At 65.2% G+C, this 20816-nt stretch carries 14 protein-coding genes and 1 pseudogene; 6 read left to right on the top strand and 9 right to left on the bottom strand.

Annotated features, from left to right (window positions below; translation table 11 throughout):
- Window positions 1-25 precede the first annotated feature (25 nt).
- The 3 genes from OG300_RS17570 to OG300_RS17560 all read left to right on the top strand — a co-directional run bounded on the left by OG300_RS17570 (window position 26) and on the right by OG300_RS17560 (window position 3326).
- Window positions 26-745: a hypothetical protein gene (locus OG300_RS17570; protein WP_405497244.1), complete on the top strand. Its 720-nt coding sequence runs from the start codon at window positions 26-28 to the stop codon at window positions 743-745.
- 17 nt (window positions 746-762) lie between these two features.
- Window positions 763-1509 carry a hypothetical protein gene (locus OG300_RS17565; RefSeq protein WP_405497242.1) on the top strand — a complete coding sequence of 249 codons (747 nt, stop codon included), beginning with the start codon at window positions 763-765 and terminating at the stop codon, window positions 1507-1509.
- Window positions 1510-1901: 392 nt separating this feature from the next.
- Window positions 1902-3326, top strand: a complete 1425-nt coding sequence (locus tag OG300_RS17560) for an amidase (RefSeq protein WP_405497240.1) — start codon at window positions 1902-1904, stop codon at window positions 3324-3326.
- Window positions 3327-3345: 19 nt separating this feature from the next.
- Here OG300_RS17560 and OG300_RS17555 read toward each other — a convergent pair whose 3' ends face one another.
- The gene (locus OG300_RS17555) at window positions 3346-4416 is read right to left on the bottom strand and encodes an Lrp/AsnC family transcriptional regulator (RefSeq protein ID WP_405497238.1); all 1071 of its coding nucleotides are present in this window, start codon (window positions 4414-4416) and stop codon (window positions 3346-3348) included.
- Window positions 4417-4479: 63 nt separating this feature from the next.
- Between OG300_RS17555 and OG300_RS17550 the strand changes: the two genes are divergently transcribed.
- Window positions 4480-5751 (top strand): MFS transporter, encoded by a 1272-nt coding sequence (locus tag OG300_RS17550; protein WP_405497236.1) that lies wholly within the window; start codon window positions 4480-4482, stop codon window positions 5749-5751.
- 190 nt (window positions 5752-5941) lie between these two features.
- On the opposite strand, the gene OG300_RS17545 is transcribed toward OG300_RS17550, so the two are convergent.
- The gene (locus tag OG300_RS17545; protein WP_405497234.1) at window positions 5942-6673 is read right to left on the bottom strand and encodes a hypothetical protein; all 732 of its coding nucleotides are present in this window, start codon (window positions 6671-6673) and stop codon (window positions 5942-5944) included.
- A gap of 42 nt (window positions 6674-6715) precedes the next feature.
- Complete coding sequence (locus tag OG300_RS17540; protein WP_405497233.1) at window positions 6716-7411, bottom strand: hypothetical protein; 696 nt, start codon at window positions 7409-7411, stop codon at window positions 6716-6718.
- 246 nt (window positions 7412-7657) lie between these two features.
- Here OG300_RS17540 and OG300_RS17535 point away from each other — a divergent pair.
- Window positions 7658-7895: pseudogene (locus OG300_RS17535) on the top strand (L-serine ammonia-lyase, iron-sulfur-dependent, subunit alpha); the annotation flags it as partial.
- Window positions 7896-7905: 10 nt separating this feature from the next.
- On the opposite strand, the gene OG300_RS17530 reads toward OG300_RS17535, so the two are convergent.
- Entirely contained in the window at window positions 7906-9354 is a 1449-nt protein-coding gene (locus OG300_RS17530; RefSeq protein WP_405497231.1) for an amidase, read from the bottom strand.
- Window positions 9355-10516: 1162 nt separating this feature from the next.
- On the opposite strand from OG300_RS17530, the gene OG300_RS17525 reads away from it, so the two are divergent.
- Window positions 10517-11647 (top strand): Fic family protein, encoded by a 1131-nt coding sequence (locus OG300_RS17525; protein ID WP_405497229.1) that lies wholly within the window; start codon window positions 10517-10519, stop codon window positions 11645-11647.
- Window positions 11648-12070: 423 nt separating this feature from the next.
- On the opposite strand, the gene OG300_RS17520 is transcribed toward OG300_RS17525, so the two are convergent.
- The 5 genes from OG300_RS17520 to OG300_RS17500 form a co-directional block, all read right to left on the bottom strand.
- Window positions 12071-12577 (bottom strand): hypothetical protein, encoded by a 507-nt coding sequence (locus OG300_RS17520; RefSeq protein WP_405497227.1) that lies wholly within the window; start codon window positions 12575-12577, stop codon window positions 12071-12073.
- A gap of 92 nt (window positions 12578-12669) precedes the next feature.
- Window positions 12670-13290 carry a hypothetical protein gene (locus OG300_RS17515; protein ID WP_405497225.1) on the bottom strand — a complete coding sequence of 207 codons (621 nt, stop codon included), beginning with the start codon at window positions 13288-13290 and terminating at the stop codon, window positions 12670-12672.
- A 404-nt stretch (window positions 13291-13694) separates the two neighbouring features.
- Complete coding sequence (locus tag OG300_RS17510; protein WP_405497223.1) at window positions 13695-18173, bottom strand: hypothetical protein; 4479 nt, start codon at window positions 18171-18173, stop codon at window positions 13695-13697.
- A complete protein-coding gene (locus tag OG300_RS17505; protein WP_405497221.1) occupies window positions 18170-18904 on the bottom strand; it encodes a hypothetical protein in 735 nt (244 codons plus the stop codon). Before OG300_RS17505 ends, OG300_RS17510 begins: the two co-directional genes overlap by 4 nt.
- Window positions 18888-20477, bottom strand: coding sequence for a hypothetical protein (locus OG300_RS17500; protein ID WP_405497219.1), 1590 nt, complete (start codon window positions 20475-20477; stop codon window positions 18888-18890). Before OG300_RS17500 ends, OG300_RS17505 begins: the two co-directional genes overlap by 17 nt.
- Window positions 20478-20816: the final 339 nt, after the last annotated feature.

Genomic DNA, 20816 nt, shown 5'->3' with positions numbered 1-20816 from the left:
ACGCATCGCGAAGCTGAGGAAGTACATGAACATTCGTCGAGCCACCCTCACCGCGGCCATCGCCGCTACGGGTGTCATCGTCAGCGCCACCACCGCGGGGGCCACCCCGGAAACCGCGCCGGCACCCGTCGGGTACCACGCCACGCTCACCGACGGGACGGTCGTCACCACCCTCGACAACGGCACCTTCGCCACATCCGCTGATCCGGCCGCGATCGCCATCCGCGATGCCGCCGGACAGGTGCTGGATTCACTGCCCTTGACCTTCGTCGTCGACGGTCAGCGCATGCCGATCGATCAGCAGATCTCCGAGGACGGGCACACCCTGCGGCTCACGCCCCGGGCCGATGCCATCGACCGTACGGTATTGCAGCCGGTGGCCTCACCGCTGGAAGACCAGTTGGCCATGAACGACCTGATCAACGCGGTCAGCATCGGCACCTCGATCGGCAGTCTGATCGGCACCGCCATCGGCGCGACCCTCGGTATCGGCGTCGGGCTCGCCATGGCCGGGGCCTCCTGCGTGGTGCTCAGCCTCGGTTGCGTGGTCGCGGTGCTGCCGATCGTCACCCTGGTCGGTGGTGTCGGCGGTCTCGCCGGACTGGTCCTGGGTGGCGGACCGACCACCGTGTACGCGCTCTACCAGTACGTGACGACCTTGCAGTCGGCCCCGGGCCAGAGCAAATATGCCCCGAACCTGGCCGGTAAGCCCGGGATCCCCGCTCCCGCCGTCCCGGCGAACTAGACCGGAGAACTGTCGTAATGAACAGTCCCAGAACGGCTTTCGCCGCCGCCATCTGCGCATGCGCCGTGACGGTGACCGCTGCGGCGGCCAATGCCGAGCCCGCCGACAGCGTGCAGTATCGGGCCGCGGTGGTGGCCGATTCCGTCGTCACCACTCTCGATCACGCGACCTTCGCGCTCGAATCCGGCGGCCAAGCGGTGGCGGTTCGCGCCGCCGATGGTCAACAGTTGCTCGAACTGCCGCTGGCTTTCCTACTCGACGGGCAGCGCCACACGATTCAGCACAGCATCACCGGGGATGGCCGCACCCTGATCCTGACCCCCGACAACGGGATTCGCCCCGTGGCGTCCCCAATGGAAGACCAACTCGCGCTCAATGATCTCGCCACCAATATGAGCACCGGACCCTTGGTCGGCGGTCTGGTCGGTGCCGTTGTCGGCGCGCTCGTCGGCGCGGTCATCGGCCTCGGCTCCTGTCTGGTGGTCGGCCCGGCCTGCCTGGCGACCGCACCCGCGGCCATCGGCGCGTTCGCGGGCGGCGGTGGTCTGCTCGGCACACTGATAATCGGTGGTGCCGCCATGGCGGACGGCCTGTGGAAGTACGCCACGACCCTGCAGGCGGAGCCCGGGCAAAGTCGATACGCCAACCAGGACGGCATTCTGGATCCCAATGGCACCGGTGTGCCCGACGCGAACCTGCGACTGCCCAAGGGCGCTCTGGGCTCGGGTTCGAGTTCGGGCTCGGCAACCGGCTCGGCGAAGTGATCCACCGATAGCACGCTGAACGAGCATCCAGCTCGGCAGGCGGTCGGCCGGATCGCGAGTGACCACCGCTCGCGGTCCGGCCGATATTCGCGTGCGGTCGAACAGTTTTCGCGTGAAGGATTCGGGCAGTGCCTCCGATGCGACACGCCAGCGCCATGTCCAAGAGGCAGGCGGCACGCCTGTGACTGCCCTGACAACCGGATTGTCGAGTGGGTATAGCCGCGGCGGGCCGGGTCCGTCGACGGTGAGGCTGGCTCGACTCGAGGGATATCGGCGTCACGGCATCATCAGGTCGAAGTATCGGGCGGTTGGGCGAGGTTGACTTTCGGTTCGGTCAGAGTTGCGGCCATGTGCGGCATCGCTGTGGTGTCCACCGCTGCGATGGGAGATTCGTGACCGATCCTGTGCACTCGGAAATCTGCGACGCGTCGGCGTCGGAGCTGGCTCGCCGCCTGCGGGCTCGTGAACTGTCGGCGCGAGAGGTGGTTACGGCGCATCTGGAGCGGATAGAGCAGCTCGATCCGCGGATCAATGCCATTGTCACGCCGGTGGGGGAGCGGGCGCTGGCCGAGGCGGGCGCGGCCGACGAGCGGTTGGCGCACGGCGAGCCGGTGGGCCCGTTGCACGGTCTTCCGGTGGCGCACAAGGACACTCACAATACCGCCGGGATTCGCACCACCCACGGATCGCCGATTCTCGCCGAATACGTGCCGGTGCATGACGACATCGGTATCGAGCGGATGCGGGCGGGCGGGGCGATCACCCTCGGGAAGACGAATGTGCCCGAATTCGGTGCGGGTTCGCACACTTTCAATCCCCTGTTCGGCGCGACTCGTAATCCGTATGACCGCAGCCGCTCCGCCGGTGGGAGCAGCGGTGGTGCGGGTGCCGCGCTGGCCGCGGGATTGATCCCGATCGCCGACGGCAGTGATATGGGCGGATCGATCCGCAATCCCGCCTCGTTCTGCAACGTGGTTGGTTTACGACCGTCGCCGGGGCGAGTTCCACTGTGGCCCAATATGATCGCGTGGGGTACCCAGGTGGTGCAGGGGCCGATGGCCCGCACCGTGAGCGATGTGGCCCTGCTCCTGTCGGTGCTGGCCGGACCGGACCCGCGGTGCCCGATCTCGATCGCCGAGGACCCCGCGGTGTTCACCGAGCCGCTCACCTCCGATCCGCGCGGTCTGAGGGTGGCGTGGTCGCCCGATTTCGGTGGTGCGCTCCCGGTCGAGCCCGAAGTGTCCGCGACCGTCGAGTCCGCCGCGCGGGTCTTCACGGATCTGGGATGTGTTGTCGCACAGGACTGTCCCGACTTCACCGGGGCCGACGAGGTCTTCCGCGTGCTACGCGGCTGGCAGATGGCGACCTCGCTGAGTGCGGCCCTGGCCGAACAGCCGGATCGGATCAAGCCGAGCTTGGCCGCGAATATCGAATACGGTCGCGGTCTCACCGGCGCGGACCTCGGTCGTGCCGAGTTCCTGCACGCCGAGATCTTCCACCGCATGCGAGAGTTCTTCCAGCGCTACGACATTCTGCTGTTGCCGACCAGTCAGCTACCGCCGTTCCCGGTCGAGATCGAATATCCGGACATGATCGCCGGGCAACCCATGCACGACTATCTGGACTGGATGCGCTCGGCGTACTACATCAGTGCCACCGGATGTCCCGCGCTGAACGTGCCCGCCGGATTCACCCCCGGCGGCCTGCCGGTAGGAGTTCAGCTGGTCGGCCCGTACCGTCGCGAGTCATCGGTATTGCGTGCGGGATACGCCTTCGAGCAGGCGACCCGCTTCGGAGATCGACGGCCGGTGTGGTGATCCACCCGCACCGCTCGCGTCAGGGCTGATACAGCCCCAACGGCACCCGATCGACCGCGCGGCCGTGCTGATCCAGCAGCCAGCCCATGCGTTTGGGCGTATGCAGCACCACCGCGCGGTCCTTGACCTCGAGGTCCGGAAACCGTTCGGCCAGCACCGCTTCGAATGGATCGACGCCGCCCAGACCGTGCAGCAGCACCTGCACCTGCAGGTTGTGCTGACCACTGACCGACGCGCACATGCGCACCTGCTCCATGCGCGCCAGCTCCGCCGCGGTCGCGACCAGCTGCGCCTGCGGGACGGACATCCGATAGATGACCATGGTCGGTAGCCCGGCCTGCGGATAGGCGAAATCGCAGCGCAGCAGCACATCACCGTCACGGAGCATCCGATGCATGCGGCGGCGGGCGGTATGCTCGCTGATTCCGGCGGCCTCGCCGAGTGCGGTGTAACCCATGCGCGCGTCGCCGTGCAATGCGGTCACCAACGCCTGATCCTCGAGCGATAACTGGTTGAGACCGTGTGTGCCGTACGCGGTGCGGCTCGACACCCGCGGTTCGGACAGTTCGGCGCGCTGGGCCGGTTCGATGGCACGGACCCGCCAGTCGCTGCCCTCGCCGTACAGGGTGATGCCCAATCGCATTCGGGTGGAACGGATTCCGCGTAGACCGCCGATGCCGTCGCGTACCCAGCGTCCGAGCGTGGACAGGTCCGCCGCCCCGACCGAGAGCATCAGATCGAAGTCGCCCGCGGTTTCGTCGACGCTGAACACCCAGGGCAGTGCGGTGGCCGCGGCGCTGACCTGATCGATGAACTTGGGACGGCAGCGGACTTCGACGAACCCGACCGTGGCCACCCGCGCCGAGACGTAGGCGGTGAGCCAGGCCGAACCGTCCGCGCGCAGGCGTTCCCAGCGCCGGGCCGCGGTGGTGGCATCGATATCGAGCGCCTGGCCGATGCGCGACCACGGTGCGCGCGGAGCCACCTGCAACGCGTCGATCACTGCCAGATCCTGTTCGGAGATGCCGGAACCGGGCGGCATCGTGTGATTCATGCCGCTTTCCGGCGAATATCCGAGACCTTCGTTCATGCCGCCCATCGTATGGGCACCTCGCGCCCGACACCGGGCGCAGGTGTTCCCGAAAGGAGTGCGATGCCGGCACCGTCATCGCGCGCAGCGTCCACGCTGTCCGCCGACCGGATCGTTCGAACCACGGTCGTGCTGCTGTTCTCCGCGTGGCTGATCGACTATGTCGATCGGTTCGTGATCAGCCTGGCGCTACCCGCGATCGGTGTGGAATTCGATCTCAGCCGGGGACAACAGGGTCTGGTGGTGTCCGCGTTCTTCCTGGCGTACGCCCTGTGCCAGATCCCGGGCGGCATGATCGCCGACCGGTTCGGCGGGGCGCGAGTCATGTTGTGGGCGTTGCTGGCCTGGTCGCTGTTCACCGCGCTCACCGGTTACGCGTGGTCGTTCGCCGCGCTGCTGGCACTGCGCTTCGCCTTCGGCCTCGCGGAGGGTGCGTTCCCGGCGGCTTCGATCAAGGTGCTGGTCGAGCGCACCACCCTGCGTCAGCGGATGAGTGCCAACGGCATCATCATGAGCTCGAATTCGATTGCGGCGGTGCTCACTCCGGTGCTGGCTCCGATCCTGATCGTTGCTTTCGGCTGGCGGTCGATCTTCTGGTCCGCCGCGGCGGTGGGGCTGTTGGTCTCACTGGCCGTGCGGCGCTGGCTACCGGAGCCCACGGATAACGTGCGGACGCCGGGGTTCCGGGTGCCGGTGCGGGTGGTGCTGCGATCGGGCGTGCTGTGGCGTTTCGCGGCGATCATGTTCGGCTACAACGTCATCGGCTGGGGGCTCAGCACCTGGGCCCCGACCTATCTGAGCGAGGAGCGCGGCCTGCCGCTCACCACGGCCGGGCCGCTGATGGCCATCCCGGCGCTGGGCGCGGCGCTGGCGACGATTGTCGGCGGCAGGCTCTCGGACCGGTTGGCGGGCAACCATCGGCTGGTGATCGTGCCTGCCATGACCGTGGCCGCGATCGCCTTGCTGGTGCTGTCCCAGACCTCGTCCTTCGCCGGATTCGCGGTGTGCTCCACCATCGCCGTCTTCTCCGCATCGCTGGCCTACATGCCGATCTACGCGGTGCCGATGCGCAGTCTGCCGCCCGCGTATGTCGGGGTCGGCAGCTCGATCATCGGGTTCGGCGGGCAGCTCGCGGGCATGGTGTCGCCCGCCGCGATGGGCGTGCTCGCCGATCGGTTCTCGTTCCAGGCCGCCTTCGGCTTCCTGGTCGTCGGTGCGGTGATCGCCGCGGTGATGGCCGTTTTCACCCCGCAGGACACCGAGTCGTTCTTGGCGGCCACCGTCTTTCCGGGCGACCGGAACATCGATACCGCACCCGCTGCGGAGCATTCATGAATTCCATTGTGCGGGACAAGGTGTCGAGTGCCGTCGAGCGGATCGTGCGTGCGGAGGCCGCTGCCTCGAGCTCGGCGCGCTGACCGAAACATTCCGTGCGAAAAGGGTTTTCACCTTGCCGCAGGCGTTCAGCGGCAGGGAGAGCCGAAAAGCGCCGGGCCCCAAAGGGTCCGGCGCTCTTGTAGTTCGGTCAGTGTCCGGCGGACAGACTGGACGAACCGCTCGGCAGGGTGATCTTCGGCAGCCGCAGGTTGGCATCGGGTACGCCGGTGCCGTCCGGGTTCAGCAGGCCGCCCTGTTCGGCGTAGGCGCTCTCACCGGGTGCCGCCTGCACGGTGCTGAGGTATTTCCACAGCCCGGTGGCCAGGGTGCCGCCGCCCGCCAATAGCGTCCCGGCCAGCCCGCCCGCGCCCGCGAAGGCCGCGAGTGCCGCGGGCGCGGTGGCCAAGCAGCCCGGACCCACGATCAGACAGGAACCGAGCCCGATCACCGCGCCCACCAACAGGCCCAGGACCGTCCCGCCCACAGTGCCCAGCAGGGTGGCCGTGGTCATCTTGCCCGCCAGTTCACCGAGGGCGAGCTGATTCTCCACCGGTGAGGCGATCGGACGCGCCGCCGCGACCGCCCGCAGCGCCGAGTCCGGAGTGAGGGTCAGCCGCCGGGCGTCCGGCGAAATCTCCTGTCGAAGAAGGTATTCGATGCCGTCGAGCTGAACGATCAGCGGTAGGTCGGTGAGCTGCTGCCCGTGATCATCGCGTACCGCGACGGACCGCTGATCCGGAGACAGCACGAATGTCCCTGCCGCGAGCGTGCTGATCACAGCCTCCGAGTCGACGGTCGCCCGCCATCCGGGGTCCGTTTCGGCGGTAGCGGGAATCGCGGTGACCGTGGCCGTGGTGATCGCGGCCGAGGCCACGATCATAGCGAGAACTGTTGTACGGATACGCATTTGATTTCCCTCCGGTCAGCGGTTCGCGCCCGGAAGCTGCTGGGCGTAGCTACTCGCACCGGGCGCGGCGTTGAGCGTGCTGAAGTAGTTGAAGGCGGCAACCGCGGCGGTGGGTCCGCCCGCGAGGACCAATCCCGTCAGCCCACCCGCAGCACCGACCAGGGTGACGATCGGCAACACGGCCACCACACAACCCAGGCTCAGCACCAGGCAGGACGCCCCGGCGACCGCGATTCCCACACCGATTCCGGCGACCGCGCCGATGGCGGTGCCGATGAGGCTGCCGATCGAGGTGCCGATGCTGACCGAGTTGATCAGATCGTTCATTGCCAGCTGGTTCTCCATTGGGGAAGCCACCGGGCGCACGGTGGCGTGATCGAAACCCGACAGGTCGGGAGTGAGCGTGAGCGTATGTCCGTCGGCGGAGATCGCCTGGTGCAGAGGCAGACTCACGCCATCGATCGCGGCAGTCAACGGCAGCGTGTCCAGCGCACCGCCCATGGTGTCGCGGACCTCGATCGACCGCTGATCCGCGGTCGATGCGAACGTGCCGCCCGCGAGTGCGGTGACGATGGAGGCGTCCACGAGTTCGGTGCGATAGGTGACGGGTGGCGCGGCGACCGACTCGGGTTCGGCGGCGGCCGTCGCCCCGGCCACGGTGACGCACGCGGCGGCCGTGATCGCTGCGATGGTGCAGGTGCGAATTCTCATGGTGTCCCTCATATTTCGTTCTATCTCGATCCCGTCCGGCGGGAGTTCTCGGGGTGGTGGAGTCGGCGCTGACTCGACGCGAATCGGTGTAATGGCAGTCACAGTGAGGTGCATGGAAAGGAGGACCCGAAAATGCCGGATAGCAGCGTATTTGGGTGAAGATTCGCCGAGATCCGACAGTGGCCACGGCATGGGCCTATCTCGACCTCGGCTTTCTGCCGGGGCCGCTGCGCGTGCGCCGCCGCGACCTGCGATCCGATCGGCGGGCTGGTACCGATTCCCTGTATCGAACGCAATGCCATTTCTGCGGGCAAGCCATCAATGCGGCACGGATGGCAATGCGCGGCAAGGGAATACATCGTGTCAGCCTGGATCAGGTCCTCGAGACCATGCGTGCGACGGGACGGACATGAGTGTCAGGTACAAGGAAACCGCGACGGGCGGCCTGGCGGTCGCCGTCGCGGTCGACACCGTCGAGTGCTGAACTCGTCCGGCTATAGTGCCGGGCGTTTTTCGGTGCGGTAGGCCCACGGGCGCAACTGCTCGAGGGCTTTGCCGACACGGAAGACCGTCGTGTCGTCGTAGGGGTGTCCGACGATCTGTACGCCGGTCGGAATGCCCCACGTGGATCGGCCGGAAGGGACGTTGAGAACCGGGCAGCGATTGTTGATGTTGAAGGGCATTGTCATCGCGGCCCAGAAGCTTTCGCCGACATCCTCGCCGTGCACGATGAGGCGCTCGCCCTGGAGCGTGTCGTCCGCGGCCCATCCTGGAACCGCGGTCGTGGGGCACAGCAGCGCATCGAATCCGGTCATCGCCGCCGCCAATTGCAGCTGTAGCCGTTTCTCGGCCCGCAATGCGTCCATATAACTGATGTGCTGGCGGGCCTGCGCTGTGACATCCAGGTACGCGGCGGTGTAATCGCAGACCAGTTCCCGTTTTCCGGCAGTGAACTCCGCGACCAGGGTGCTGAACATGTGCGCGAAGTGACCGGCCGTCGCGACCAGGATGTCGAACTGCGCCCAGGGCAGTTCGATCTCCTCGACGATCGCTCCCGCGGCCGCCAACGCCTGCGCGGTGGCGCGGGTGTTGGCCGCCATCTCCGAATGCACCCGATATTCGCCGAGGTTGACGCACAACGCGATTCGCATCCCCGCCACGTCGTCGAATTCGGTGGGCAGCACATACTTCGGTGCGATGGACGTGTGATCGCGCGGGTCCGGTCCGGCCAGCACATTCTGCAGCAGGACCGTGTCATCGACGGTGCGTGCCATCGGGCTGTCACCCCTATAGTGGTCGTTGGGCATGACGCCCGCCCCGGGAACCCGCCCGTATGGGGCCTTGAATCCGACGACCCCATTGAGCGCGGCGGGCAGTCGCGTAGACCCCCCGATATCGGATCCGGTGGCCAGCGCGGCGGTGCCCGCGGCCAGCGCCGCCCCGGAACCGCCCGAGGACCCAGCCGTGGAGAAGTACGGATTCCACGGATTGCGGGTGACACCCCATAGCCGCGATTGGGTGAACGTCGCGATGGAGAACTCGGGTGTGGTCGTGCGGGCGTGAACAATGCCGCCCGCGTTCAGGATTCGATCGATTACCGGCGCGTTCTCCTCGGCCACCGCGCCGACGTTGACCAGTGAGCCTTCGGTGAGGGATCGACCGGCGAGCGCATGCTTCTCCTTCGCGGCGATCGGCAAACCCTCCAGGGCTCGCGGTGCGCGACCATCCTTTCCCAGATACCTGCGTTCGGCCTGGACGGCCTGCGCCAGAGCGTCATCGAAGAGTTGTTCCGCGAACGCGTTGATTGTCGGTTCGACCTTCGCGGTCCGTTCGATAACCGCTTGCATCAACTCGACCGGCGACAGCTCGCGTGTAGCGAAGAGTTGCAACGCTTCGGTGGCGTCGAGATACGCCAGTTCAGCAGTGGAATCACTGGATGTCATACCTGCCGTATCTACCTGATCCATCGGAACGATCCACCAGAGCGCACGAATCCGTTGAAACTGACCTACTTCACGCAGATATTCGACGGCGTGCCATGCGCGGTCGCATCCATAAGCCATCGATGAGGCTGTGGGGTGCCAGGCTGCACCACCGTCCCGCGGGCTTCCGATCTCTGGCCGCCATGGACGCTGTGTGCGCGCCGCTCTGGTTGTGGCAATGCCGCTTTGTGGAACGTCGGCGGGACCGCCGCCCTGCAGCTGCCGGTTTGCTGCCAGCCGGCCGTCGAATTTCGTCAACAGAGCGGCGGATGGCCGCTGCACGCCATCCTGGCCTGGATCCCCAGGGACGACGAAAGCGTCCTCGGAGCTTCCGGCAGTCGGCGTTTGCCGGTCCAGAATCGTGGACCAATCGTGGACCAAACCCGTTCCGGCGCATCCGATCTGTGGACCAATCGTGGGCCACCCGATCTGCACGCAACACCCTTGAGCAGCGGGTATACTCGACCTGCGCGCGGGGACAACGAGCGTTCCGTGCGTGAAATGTCCTGATCGGGTATCTACTCTTGACTGGGGGTCAAGTGGTCGCAGGTTCAAATCCTGTCAGCCCGACAGATGCAGGTCAGAGCCGGTTTTCGAACCGGCTCTGACCTGTCTTTCAGCCACGAATTTCTGCTGAATCACCGATTCCGGGTCGATTCGAATCACCCTGACCAGGGGTTTCTCGGTTCCAAGACCACTTGGCCACTGTCAAGTGAGGCCAAATGAAACACCCAGTGCCACTTGGACTTCCAAGGAATAGCTCGTTGATACGCACGAATTGTGGACCAATCCCGGTCCACGATTGGTCCACAACGGTTGTTGTGCCATCCCGATAGCCACCACCGGACTGGATCTTGCGCTGAGAATTCCTCGCCTTCCGAATGCCGGACCAGTGCCGCTTCTTGCCGCTGGCGCCACGATCCGGTGACCATCTGCGATGTTGCTATGAATTCGCTTTCGGAACCCGGGATGCGAGCGTGACAGGTTGGGCACCAATCGTTGTCGCGCTAGTCAGCACGGCCACCGCAATCCCCGGTTCGACGCAGAACCGTCGCCGACAGCGTTTGCGGCGGCTACACGAGCCTCTGTTGACGTAATGACTACGTCACTCTATTGTTGTGTCATGTTGTTCCCCACGCCCGCACTAACCGCCGCCGATATCCGCGTCCTGGCCGATGTGGACCGGATGCGCGAGCAATTGCGCCATGAGGTGCAGGCTAAACCCGGCAAATGGGCCGGTGGGCTCCGTAAGTTCCTCACCGCGGACTCAGTTGCCGCGTCGAACTCCATTGAGGGGTTCAAAGTCTCCACCGTTGACGTAGAGGACCTGATGGCAGGCGAACGGGACGTCGAGGTCTCAGAGGAGAACAAGGCCGAGACGCTCGCTTACGAGCGGATGATGACCTACATCCAGACCCTGAACGATGTAGACGACTTCGCATACAGCAAGGGCTTCCTCAATGCGCTGCATTGGATGCTCCAGGGGCACCGACACACTGAACGTCGTCCGTCTGGGCAGTGGCGACCGGGTCCCGTGTACGTCACCGACGCCCGCGACCCCAGCATCGCTGCCTACACCGCCCCCGATGCCGATGATGTACCGGCATTGACAGAAGAACTCGTCGATTGGCTCAACGCCGACGACGGCACTCATCCACTTGTACGTGCGGCAATGGCGCACCTGCACCTGGTATCGATCCACCCCTGGGCCGATGGCAACGGCCGCATGTCTCGATCATTGCAGACCCTGATGATCGCAAGGGAAGGCGTTCTCGCACCGGAGTTCTCATCCATCGAAGCCTGGCTCGGCAGGCCCGGCAATACCTGGGAGTACTACCAGGTACTAGGTCGCCGCGGCAGCACCTACCGCCCGGATCAGGATGTGTCCGAATGGATTCGCTTCAACCTGACCGCCTACCACCAACAAGCCCAAACCGTCCACGCCCGCTGGATCCGATCCGGAACGGTATGGGCAACGCTCGAGGAGTACGTCGCGGGCATCCGCCTGGACGAACGCGTCATCAGCGCACTCCATGACGTCGCGATGTCCGGCAGGGTCCGGCGCACCCGCTACGAACAATCCGAAGGACTGAGTCTGCAACAAGCACAACGCGATCTACGCGATCTCGTCGCACTCCGGGTACTCGAACCGGTCGGCAAGACCCGAGCCCGCTTCTACACCGCTGGACCGGCCTACCCAGCAACGGCGTTGGAAGTCGCCAGCACCCCAACCACCCTCGAAAACCCCTACTAGCCAATTGACTTATCGCCGAATCTCATGCGGATCAGGTCCAGTTGCTCGCGTCGCCTCCCGCCCGATCAGGATTTCAATCCGCGGCCTGGAAACCGGCCTCCGCACGTAGTTTGTGGGGAAAGCTCGCACCTGGCGAGGGGACGCAACGTCCGTTGCTAGGTTTCCGCAGAACTCGGAGCGCCTAATCACATCCAGTCGAAGGCTGAGCAGAACCGGTCGAGGTCGTCAGTCGACCAAGCCCTGGGCTGGTCAGTCGCAGGTGTATCGCGTTGGGGGCTCATACTCAGTGCGATGACCACTTTGGGCAAACAGAGCATTCCGAGCCTCGGCAGAAACGCCACACTCGGGCGATGAGGTAGCCATAGTGACGTTCGAGCCAGGTGAGCCTTGCGCGGGGCTGCTGCAGGGGTAGGTGACAACCTGTCACCCGATCCTGCAGCAGCCCCGTCCTCGTACCCACGCGTTCGTGATGTTCGGGCGAAACGACGCCTGATAGCTCTCGCTCCGTGCGTGCGCTCTGGCCATGGCAACCAACCGAGCCAGAGCCCGCAGAACCCCCGCCGGTTCGGTCGCCGCCCCACCGAGTTGTAAAGTGCCGTAATCCATTTCGCCGGGATGCTCCCGGTATGACTCGCACGCTGCCCGACCCACTGCCTCGATAGCTTGAGCATCGAGTGTTGTCTTGACCTGGATCTGCAACGACGGCGCGGGATCTTCGCCTACACATACGACCACGATGTCGTCGAAGGTGCATCCGGAATTTCGTTGTTGCAGTTCGACTCTCGCGATCGGTAGTTCCACACCGACTGGAAAGTGTGCGCCCCGCAACATCCGACTCAACAGGATTGTCGCGACATGATGCTCGAAATCGAAGCCACCCCCGCCGGTGACTTGAGGTGACGCCAACCGCTCAGTCATATTCTTCGTCACCCAACCCCATATCTCGCAACGCATTTCGGTCGTGTCGAGGCTAGCGAGAGGGACCGACAAGTCGCTGAATTGCGTCAATCCCGCTCCGTGGGTCAGCCCGAGCCGTCGACCCATTCGGAGATGGCGGAGACACTCACCGCTTCCTGGGCGATCCGCCCCCGCGCCGAGCGGACCGGTTCGAGTTGCGACCACAGTTCGGTGCCGAGCCATCGGGCTCCTCGATCCCCAGTCCAATCGACGGATCCGCGCTCTTGGACCGGGCTTCGGGCCATCGCGGCCCAGAGCCCGGTGGCCGGTCGAATCGGGATCTCGGCGGTGACACTGGCGGCGGCGTCGGCGATGGCGAGCCCCGCCGGATCACAATCGCCCCAGTACCAGGCTGTTCCGGTGATCGGACCGCGACCCGCGACATCCACCCGCAGCGAGTCGACCTGTGTCGGGAACGATCGGCCGCTCCCCCACGCGACAACGCCGATCCGATGTCCCGGCGCGTCGCGCAGCAGGTCGACCAGAACCCAGTACGGATCACTGTTCTCAGTGATCAGAACATCGGGGCCGGGACCGACAATGGCACCGGGTAGTGGCGGCGCGAGCCGTGTACACGCGAGCAGGTCCAGGGTGATCCGGGTCGGACCGAACAGGGTTGTCCGCGTCAGTTCGTCGAGACGCTTTTCTCGACCGAAGATTTCAGCCGATCGAAAGCGTGCCGGCACGATCGGAGTGATAGTCGGTACGTTCCGGCTCAACCAGTCGTTGATTGCCTTCAGGTCCTCGAAAAGCTCGGGAGACAGCGTGCGCATCGACGCCGCCCAACCGAGTTGAGCGCACCACGCGTGCGATTTCCAGGGTTGGGATCGCGATACCCGCCGCGACGTCGGAACCGTGACGTAACTCGGCCACGGAGCGCGAGCGGACGATTCGGGAGAGGGAAGTTCGATCGTGCCTTCGGCCCGCAGTATTCGCAGGGATTCGATGAGATCGTCATTTTGACAAGGACTTCCGACCAGCCGTGGCGCCGCCGCGCACCACAGTCGCCACAGCGCGGGGCGGTCGATACGCACCGAACCGTGGCTCAGCAGGCTCTGCTTCAGCACCCTGATCTCGGAAGTGCGCGCACTCATTCGCGGATCTCGTATTTGATCGCGTCCACCCAGTTCTGCGTTGATTGCGGATCACGTTCTTGTGCAGCGACTTTCACAATATCGACACCGTCGACGACAGTTGCGCGCAGCTGCAGGAATGACAGATTCCGTCGCAGGTCGCCATCGTTGCGAAGTTTGACAATGACCGAGCCCGGGCCGGTGAAGGCGGCTTCGACGGCTGGATCGTGAAGTCCGGTGGCGCACACGAGTTGTACGCCCGTGTGGGCGGCCAGCCGATGCTGCATCTCGAGCAGCGCTTCAGCCGAGGCCGCACCGAACGGATTGTCCAGCAGCAGCGCTCCAGCGGGTCGAGCACCACCGTGCCGATGCGCGGATCGGACCTGGGACAACGCGCAGTACACGAGCACAGCCAGGGTGAGCACCTGCCCGCCCGAGAATTCGTGCGGAATCCGGTCGGGTGGGCAGTAGACCACCCGACCGTCGATGCGCGGCTTGAGGATTTCGATCGACCACGCTCCAGCGCGAGCACGGTTGGTCACGGTGTCGCGGACGGCATCGGCCAGCCAGCGCGCCCGCACCTCGGAGGATTTAGCCTTTCGCGGATTCTGGACCAGTTCGTCCGACCACGCGTCCACCCGGTTCGCCAGCCGGGCCATCGCCTCGGCGGCGGGCGCTTCGTCGAAGCGAATCTTGATGGTGGGGTGGTCCGACAGATCGCCGAGCCCCGCGGGCAATCGCGAGGATCGGGAGACCTCGCGCAACATTCGGCGCTGGGTACGGCACAAGGCCATCAGGTCATCGCAGAGCATCGACCGGTGCGTATCGAGCTGTGCCAGGTCGTCTCGTGCGGAATCGGTCAACGCTCGGATTCGGCGTGTGAGCACTTCCACCTCGTCGACCAGGTCCGATTCATGAAACGAACGAAGTCGAATGGCGTCCGGGGATTCCAGTCCGGAGAAGCGTGGATCATTGGCGCGCGAGCGCAATCGCGCCACGGCAGCGTGTACCGCCTCACGTGCGTCGCGGGCGTGCTTGTCCACGCGACGGTGCGTTCTGACGAACTCTCGCATGACTTCTCGCGCCTTGTCGGCGGGGCCGGCGAAGACCGTGACACCGGGTATGCGGTCCTCGGCCCACATATCGCGAGTGTGGGTGAAGGAATCGATATCAGCTGCGACGGCATCGCGAAGGTTCTTGGCCTCCTCGTGGTCGTCCTCGGCTGTGTCTCGGCGAGCGCGCATCTCGAGGTTGTACCCTTCGAGCCGTTCGAGCAGCGCGGGGATTTCCTCCGGTGTGGCGGGCAACCATTCGGTCTGGGTCAGGTCGATGTGGTTCTGATGGTCCCCGGAAGGTTGTGCCGTCGCCAACGCGGAAAGCGCCTGTTCCCTATTGTTTTCGGCGCGCAACCGCACTTTGTGCGCCTTGTCATGGGCTCTGCGCGCGCGGAGTTGGGCATCGGCGAGCGTGGTCGCGGTGCTGGCCTCGACGGTGTCGGACAGATCTGTCGCACGCCGAATCGTGTCCGGCTCGTATCGTTCGACCCGACCTGCGGCTTCTCCGACAGCGAGTTCGGCCTCGTCGAGGCGTTTGGCCTCGAGCATGCCGCGCTCGGCATCGTCGAGTTGTTTGCGCAGCTCCCACCAGCGTTCGCGCAGCACCGAAGGGTTGCCACCCGGGTCGTCCGCCGCGAGGTCGACCCCGAGCTTCGCTCGTTCGTCGCGGTGGGTTTCGCAATCGCTGCGGAGGTTGGCCGCGCGCTGCACCGCGGATTCGTAGGACTGATCGGCCATGTCACGACGCTCTTCCGCCGCTTCCTTATCGTCCGTTGCCCGGCGCACCGCCGAGTCGAGGTCCGGCAGCGTGGCTTCGGCCTTATCCGCGCTGTCGCAGAGTGAGGCCAGGGATTGTGCTGCGGTCACCCGCCTTTCGGCAAGCGACGCTTGACTCGTCCACTTCGAGTGGTCCGCACGGGCTTCGTTCGCGGCATGTCGTTCCGCATTCTGGGCCTTCACGACTCGCAACTGCTCTGCGTGCGCGATATCCTTCGCTTCGGCGGCGGTGCGCGCCGCGTTGTCCAGATCCGCGAGAGTGACCGCACCCCAGCGGCGCACGAATCCATCGCACAGGGATTCACAGTTCCGATAGCGCCGTGCGGCGTTCACCGCGTCGCGAGCGCGTTCCTCCTCGATTCGTGCTGATTCCTCCAGTGTTCGACGCATATCCGCGGCCCACTGACGATCCCAGGTAGCGCGGTGCGGAACGACTACGTGGCGAAACGACGGCGTGGGCGTGCACGCGGTCTCGGTAGGCGGTGTGGTGACGATAACCGGCGTCCGGGTATGCGGTGCGCTCTCGACCAGCCGCTGTATGCCGACCTCGAATCGGCTGCGATCGGAAATGACGACGCCGCCGGCGATTTCGGGGTGTGCGCGAATGTACTCGGCGCGTGATTCGGGGTCGGCGATATTGGTTTCGATCCAGCGGAGTCCAGTGACCGACCCGATGTCCGCCGCCTGGAGTACCGCGAGCACATCCAAGGCGTCCTGGCCGGTCGGGGCTACTCCGGTCAGGTCCAGCGACTCCAGTTGACGATGCGCGGCCTGCGCTGCCTCGTTGTGGGTTACCGCCCGCGCGTCGGCGGCTTCCGCCGACTGACCCGCCAGGGTCGCGACGCGCGCCAGCACTTCGCTGTCTGCGGGTATGCCGCCAGCCAGTTCCACGACCGTCTCGTCAGTGCCCACGGCGACAAGTTCGCCGCGATAGCCCGCGAGCTTGTCCGCGGTCGACTGCGCGCGTGCACGCAGCTCGATCAAACTATCGGCGATCGCCTGGATCTCGGGTTTCAACTCGTCGAATCGTTGCTCCGCTGCGTCCTGTCGAGCCTTGGCGTCGTCTACGCCGCGCGTGGCGTCGGCGCGAGAGTCCTGCCAGCGCCGCAGGCACTCGTCAGGGTATTCGTGTTCACCGATCCAACCCTCGCCGGCTGCGGCGAGGGTCGCGGTACGGGCTCCTTCGATGTCGGCCTTGGCCAGCTTGCCTTTTCCGTCGAGTTCGTTGATCCGGACTTCGGCTTGGGTTTTGTCGGCGTCCGCACGCTTTCGCTGTTCTCTCGCATCCTGTGCGTAGTCATCGGCACTGCCCGCGCCCGCCGTGGTCTCGACGATGAGCGCGTCCAGTCGCCCCGCCAGCTCTGCGGCCGCCCGGACGACGCTCTCACGCAAGGGGTTCAGACCGGCTTGTGCTTGGGAATACGCGTGACGTGCGACCGCGGCTCGCTCCCGCTTCACACGCAGATCCAGGACGTCCCCGACAGCCTGCCAGGCTTCGGACTCCGACTCGGTCCGACTCTCGCGTTCCACGGCCTCGCCGAGCACGTTCTCGGTACTGGCCACCCGCGTTCGTGCGGATTCCAGCTGCAGTTGCAGGCGGATGTCGCTGACCTGTCCGTAGACGCGACGCGCTTCGCCGAAGGCGTTGCCGGTCAGCACGACCGCCTCGTCCAGATCGTCTAGCGATCGTGTGTCCTCCGCGATTCGGTTGTCCAGCGCGGTCGCGTGCCCCCCGCCGGTCTTGACCACTTCCAGCAGGTCACTATCGGCTGCCGCGCGGTCCGCCGCGAGCAGCCGGAGCTGGTCGACCAACGGGATCACGGCCTCGCCGAAGTTCCGCCGGTCCTCGAGATCGGTCCGCTGAGCCGCGAGCGTGGCGTATGCGTCGAGTTTGCCTGTGAAGACTTCCAATTCGCGATGATCGTTGAGCGCGGCGACGAAGAACCGCACCACATTGTCAGGAGAATCGAACGAACGCAGCAGTTGCTCCGCGCCCGTCTCGGCATCGTTCATGCGCATCTGGTAGCTGAACAGAGTCGGGTCGATGCTGGTGTGCCGCTCCAGCGAGGAGGTCCACTCGATCTGTTTGTCGGTGATGATCCCCTGCGCGGCGGGATAGTTCGCTATCAGATCTTCGATCACGGTCGTGAATCTTCGGAACGGAACCCGAAGCCCCCCATCGATGAATGGCAGATCATCGAGGCTCGGAAGATTCGGACCGGTGCGGAACAGATACCACGCCCGGTGCATATTGGAGGTGGACCGCATCTTGTGCGGAGGCTGTCGGCGACCGTCCTTCCACTCCATCACGGTTCCGGTCACCATGCGCTGCGCGGTCAGCGCGTCCTCCCATTCGCACACAACATGTGAGGTATCCCCGGTCAGCACGTAATCGCCGAGGATCTTCCCGCCGACCTGTGAGCGCGCCGCCGGCACGATCAGGCTGCAGACCAAAGTGATCAAGGTGGATTTGCCGCCGGTATTCGTGAGCGACAACAGCACTCGCGACGCCGCGCCCAACGCCGTGGTGAAGTCCAGGTCCAGCGGATCGAATCGTGCCCCATCCGGGCCGACACCTTGTAGCCGAATGCGGCGCAGCCGCAGCGGCGGTGTCGGAAGTCCGTGCTCGGGTTCGGGATCCACTTCGAACAAGGAGGACTTCAATGCTCTTCTCCTGCCGTCTCATCGGCCGCTCGATCAGCGAGATCGTTGACGAGTCGGAAGAATTCGGAATCGTCCGACAGCATTGTGACCGCGTGCCGCAATCGTGGCCGCGCCGACCAGACTCCGCCGTCCGTCTCACCCTTGAATGTCAGGTATCCCGACTCGGCCAGGACCTTGCACACCCGGTTCACGATGCCGGGGCGATCGCCTGGCGACCGGCGGCGAGCATCGGGTCGGGTCGTGGTCAGATCGATCCACCGCCGCCATGCCTCAATGAGGTCGTCATCGATATCGGTGTCGTCCGCGCTGCTTTCTTTGAGCGTCGTGGCTATTCGATCCAAGGTGTCGACCACCGACTGTGTCGTGAACACGACCATCCGGTCCGGATCATCCAGCATGGCGGACTCCGGATAGGCGGTGCGGGCCAGTGCGAGCAGCACTACGCCTATGACCGCCCGGTGGTGTTGGGGCGCGCGTTTGGAGACATCGGAAACCGTCAATCGCAGCGGAGAGTGATTGCGCGCGGTGACGATGATGCCGTCCCGGACGTCGACAGCGAGATCGAGTCCCGCGCCGGCGAAGACGCGTTCCACCGCGGCGGCGAAATCGGGTTCCTCGACGTATCGAGTTACCAGGCGGTGCAGTTCCGCATTGCGCGTGGGGATCTCGCGTGGCCGGGCGGCCCAGGCCAGGCAACGGCCGATATCCTCGTAGTCATCCGGCGATCTCATCCGTAGTCTCCTGGTCGGCCGTATTGCCTTGGTGCTGACGCAATTTTGGTTCCGCTGCCTGGATATCGACAGTCAGTTCGGCTGGCACCAAGATCAGATCCTCGGCGCGAACCGTGTGTGTGTTCAATCGATTTCCGGACGGCACGGCAAGAATGAGCCGATCCCCGGCCGAGCGGCCCGCCAGATGGGGAGCCCAACAATGGTGTGCGGCGTGCACCACCGCGGCCACGAGCCGATCGGCGTCCAGTCCGCTCCCGACATCGTCGCCGTCGAGCTCCGCGACCACCTGCTTCACCCGTTCCAGTAGCTGCGACAGCCGCACGGGCTCGGTGAGTCCGCCCAGCAGGGCGTCGGTGGCCGTCTCGTAGGGGACCCACCATTCGGACATTTCGACCTGGTCAACCTCCGGCGGCTCGTACTCCATACCTGGATCGATTTCTCTTGGCGGCATCAATAATTCATCGATCAGGCTCGTCAGCGACGGCCACCATCGCACCGGTATGCCACCCATGACCGCGAGTAGGTGGTCTGCGGCGGTGGCAGCCATCAAGGTCGATCCAGACAACAGTGGCAACAGCAGATCCCTGCCGAGGTCGACCCGATAGGACCGCTGCGGCGGTCGGGTGAACCTGTCGTCCAAAGCCTGTCGCAACGCGGTGCGCGCGCCCATGAGATGCCGGTGCAACTCGCTGTGCCGGTGACGACACTCCTTCAGGATCTCGATCAGCAGATTGGTGGCGTCGAGTTGCGACCGGTCCGTCGTCGCGGCCCGCCGTTCGGCCACGGACTCAAGTAAGGTGGCCTCGGCTTCGAGTCGGTCCTTGACATGGTGTAACGCGGTATCGAGCAGCTTCGGAACGTCACCGAGCCAGTCGTGAGCTTCCGGATCGATCAACGTATCCGCGACGATTCGGCGAATCCGCTCCTGGTATTGGACCGATCGATAGCGGGCGTTGCGCGCGATCTGGACAGCTGATTCCACGGCTCCACGTTCGATCAGAGCCGCCAACTGGGCTTCGTTGGCGATCTGCGCCGCTTCGATATCGAGGTCGAGAGCCTCGACGAAAATATTGATCGCCTGCTCCGAGGCCCGCAGATGCTCGAGGCCGTCCGCGCCCGACGCGTGCAGATACAGCAGTCGAAATCGTTGTTGTCGCCATACGGGTCCGTCAGGGGTGTGCACCAGATGCCGGACCACCTCGACAGCGTTCGTCACCAGCGAGACCACCACGCGCTCAGCGACTTTCGTCCATTCGCCGGGATCGGCATCCGGTGCCTGCCGGGCGGCCTGCGTGCTCGCGTAGGACAGTGTCTCTTCCCATGTGCGCCCCGCCGACAAGCCCATTGCCAGCGCCACCTGGTCGATCACCGCCAACGCGATCCGAAACAGATCGTAGGAGTCCCAGAAATCACCGTCGAGACTGGATTTGGTTCGCTCGAGATCAGTCAGCATCTGGATCGGGGCCAAAGCCCGGCGACGCCGCGTGATCGATTCGTCATCGGTCGGAATGACGATCTGCCACAATTCGGGGAGCTCGAACGCGTCTTCGGGCAAGGTCACCACGACCACCACGCACGCCACCGCATCTTGCCCCCCGACCATCGTCCGCGGCGACCTCGATGCCGTCCGCGATCGCTCTGTCGCTGAGCTATCAGTATGGTCGCCGCCTCCGTTACGCCCCAGCGTTCCGAGGCAGGGATTGCCTGCGAAGTTCGGCCGAGCGCGACATCCTCTGAACTGCGGGACTATTCGCGCTCTATGTCCTCCCGGTCCGGACAAGCTGCCATGGCTTCGGTCGGCGCAGGTGTTCGTACCCGAGCCGATTCACCACCTCGTCCCAATGGGTCGCCTTCCGCAGAACTCCGGTAGCGATCCGGCCGCCCCGAGGTCCGACGAAGATACGAGCATCGG

The sequence above is a fragment of the Nocardia sp. NBC_00511 genome, from assembly GCF_045161165.1.
In the GTDB taxonomy this organism is placed as follows: domain Bacteria; phylum Actinomycetota; class Actinomycetes; order Mycobacteriales; family Mycobacteriaceae; genus Nocardia.
Note: the sequence above shows the minus strand (reverse complement) of the source record. Positions and strands in the feature narration are given on the sequence as shown.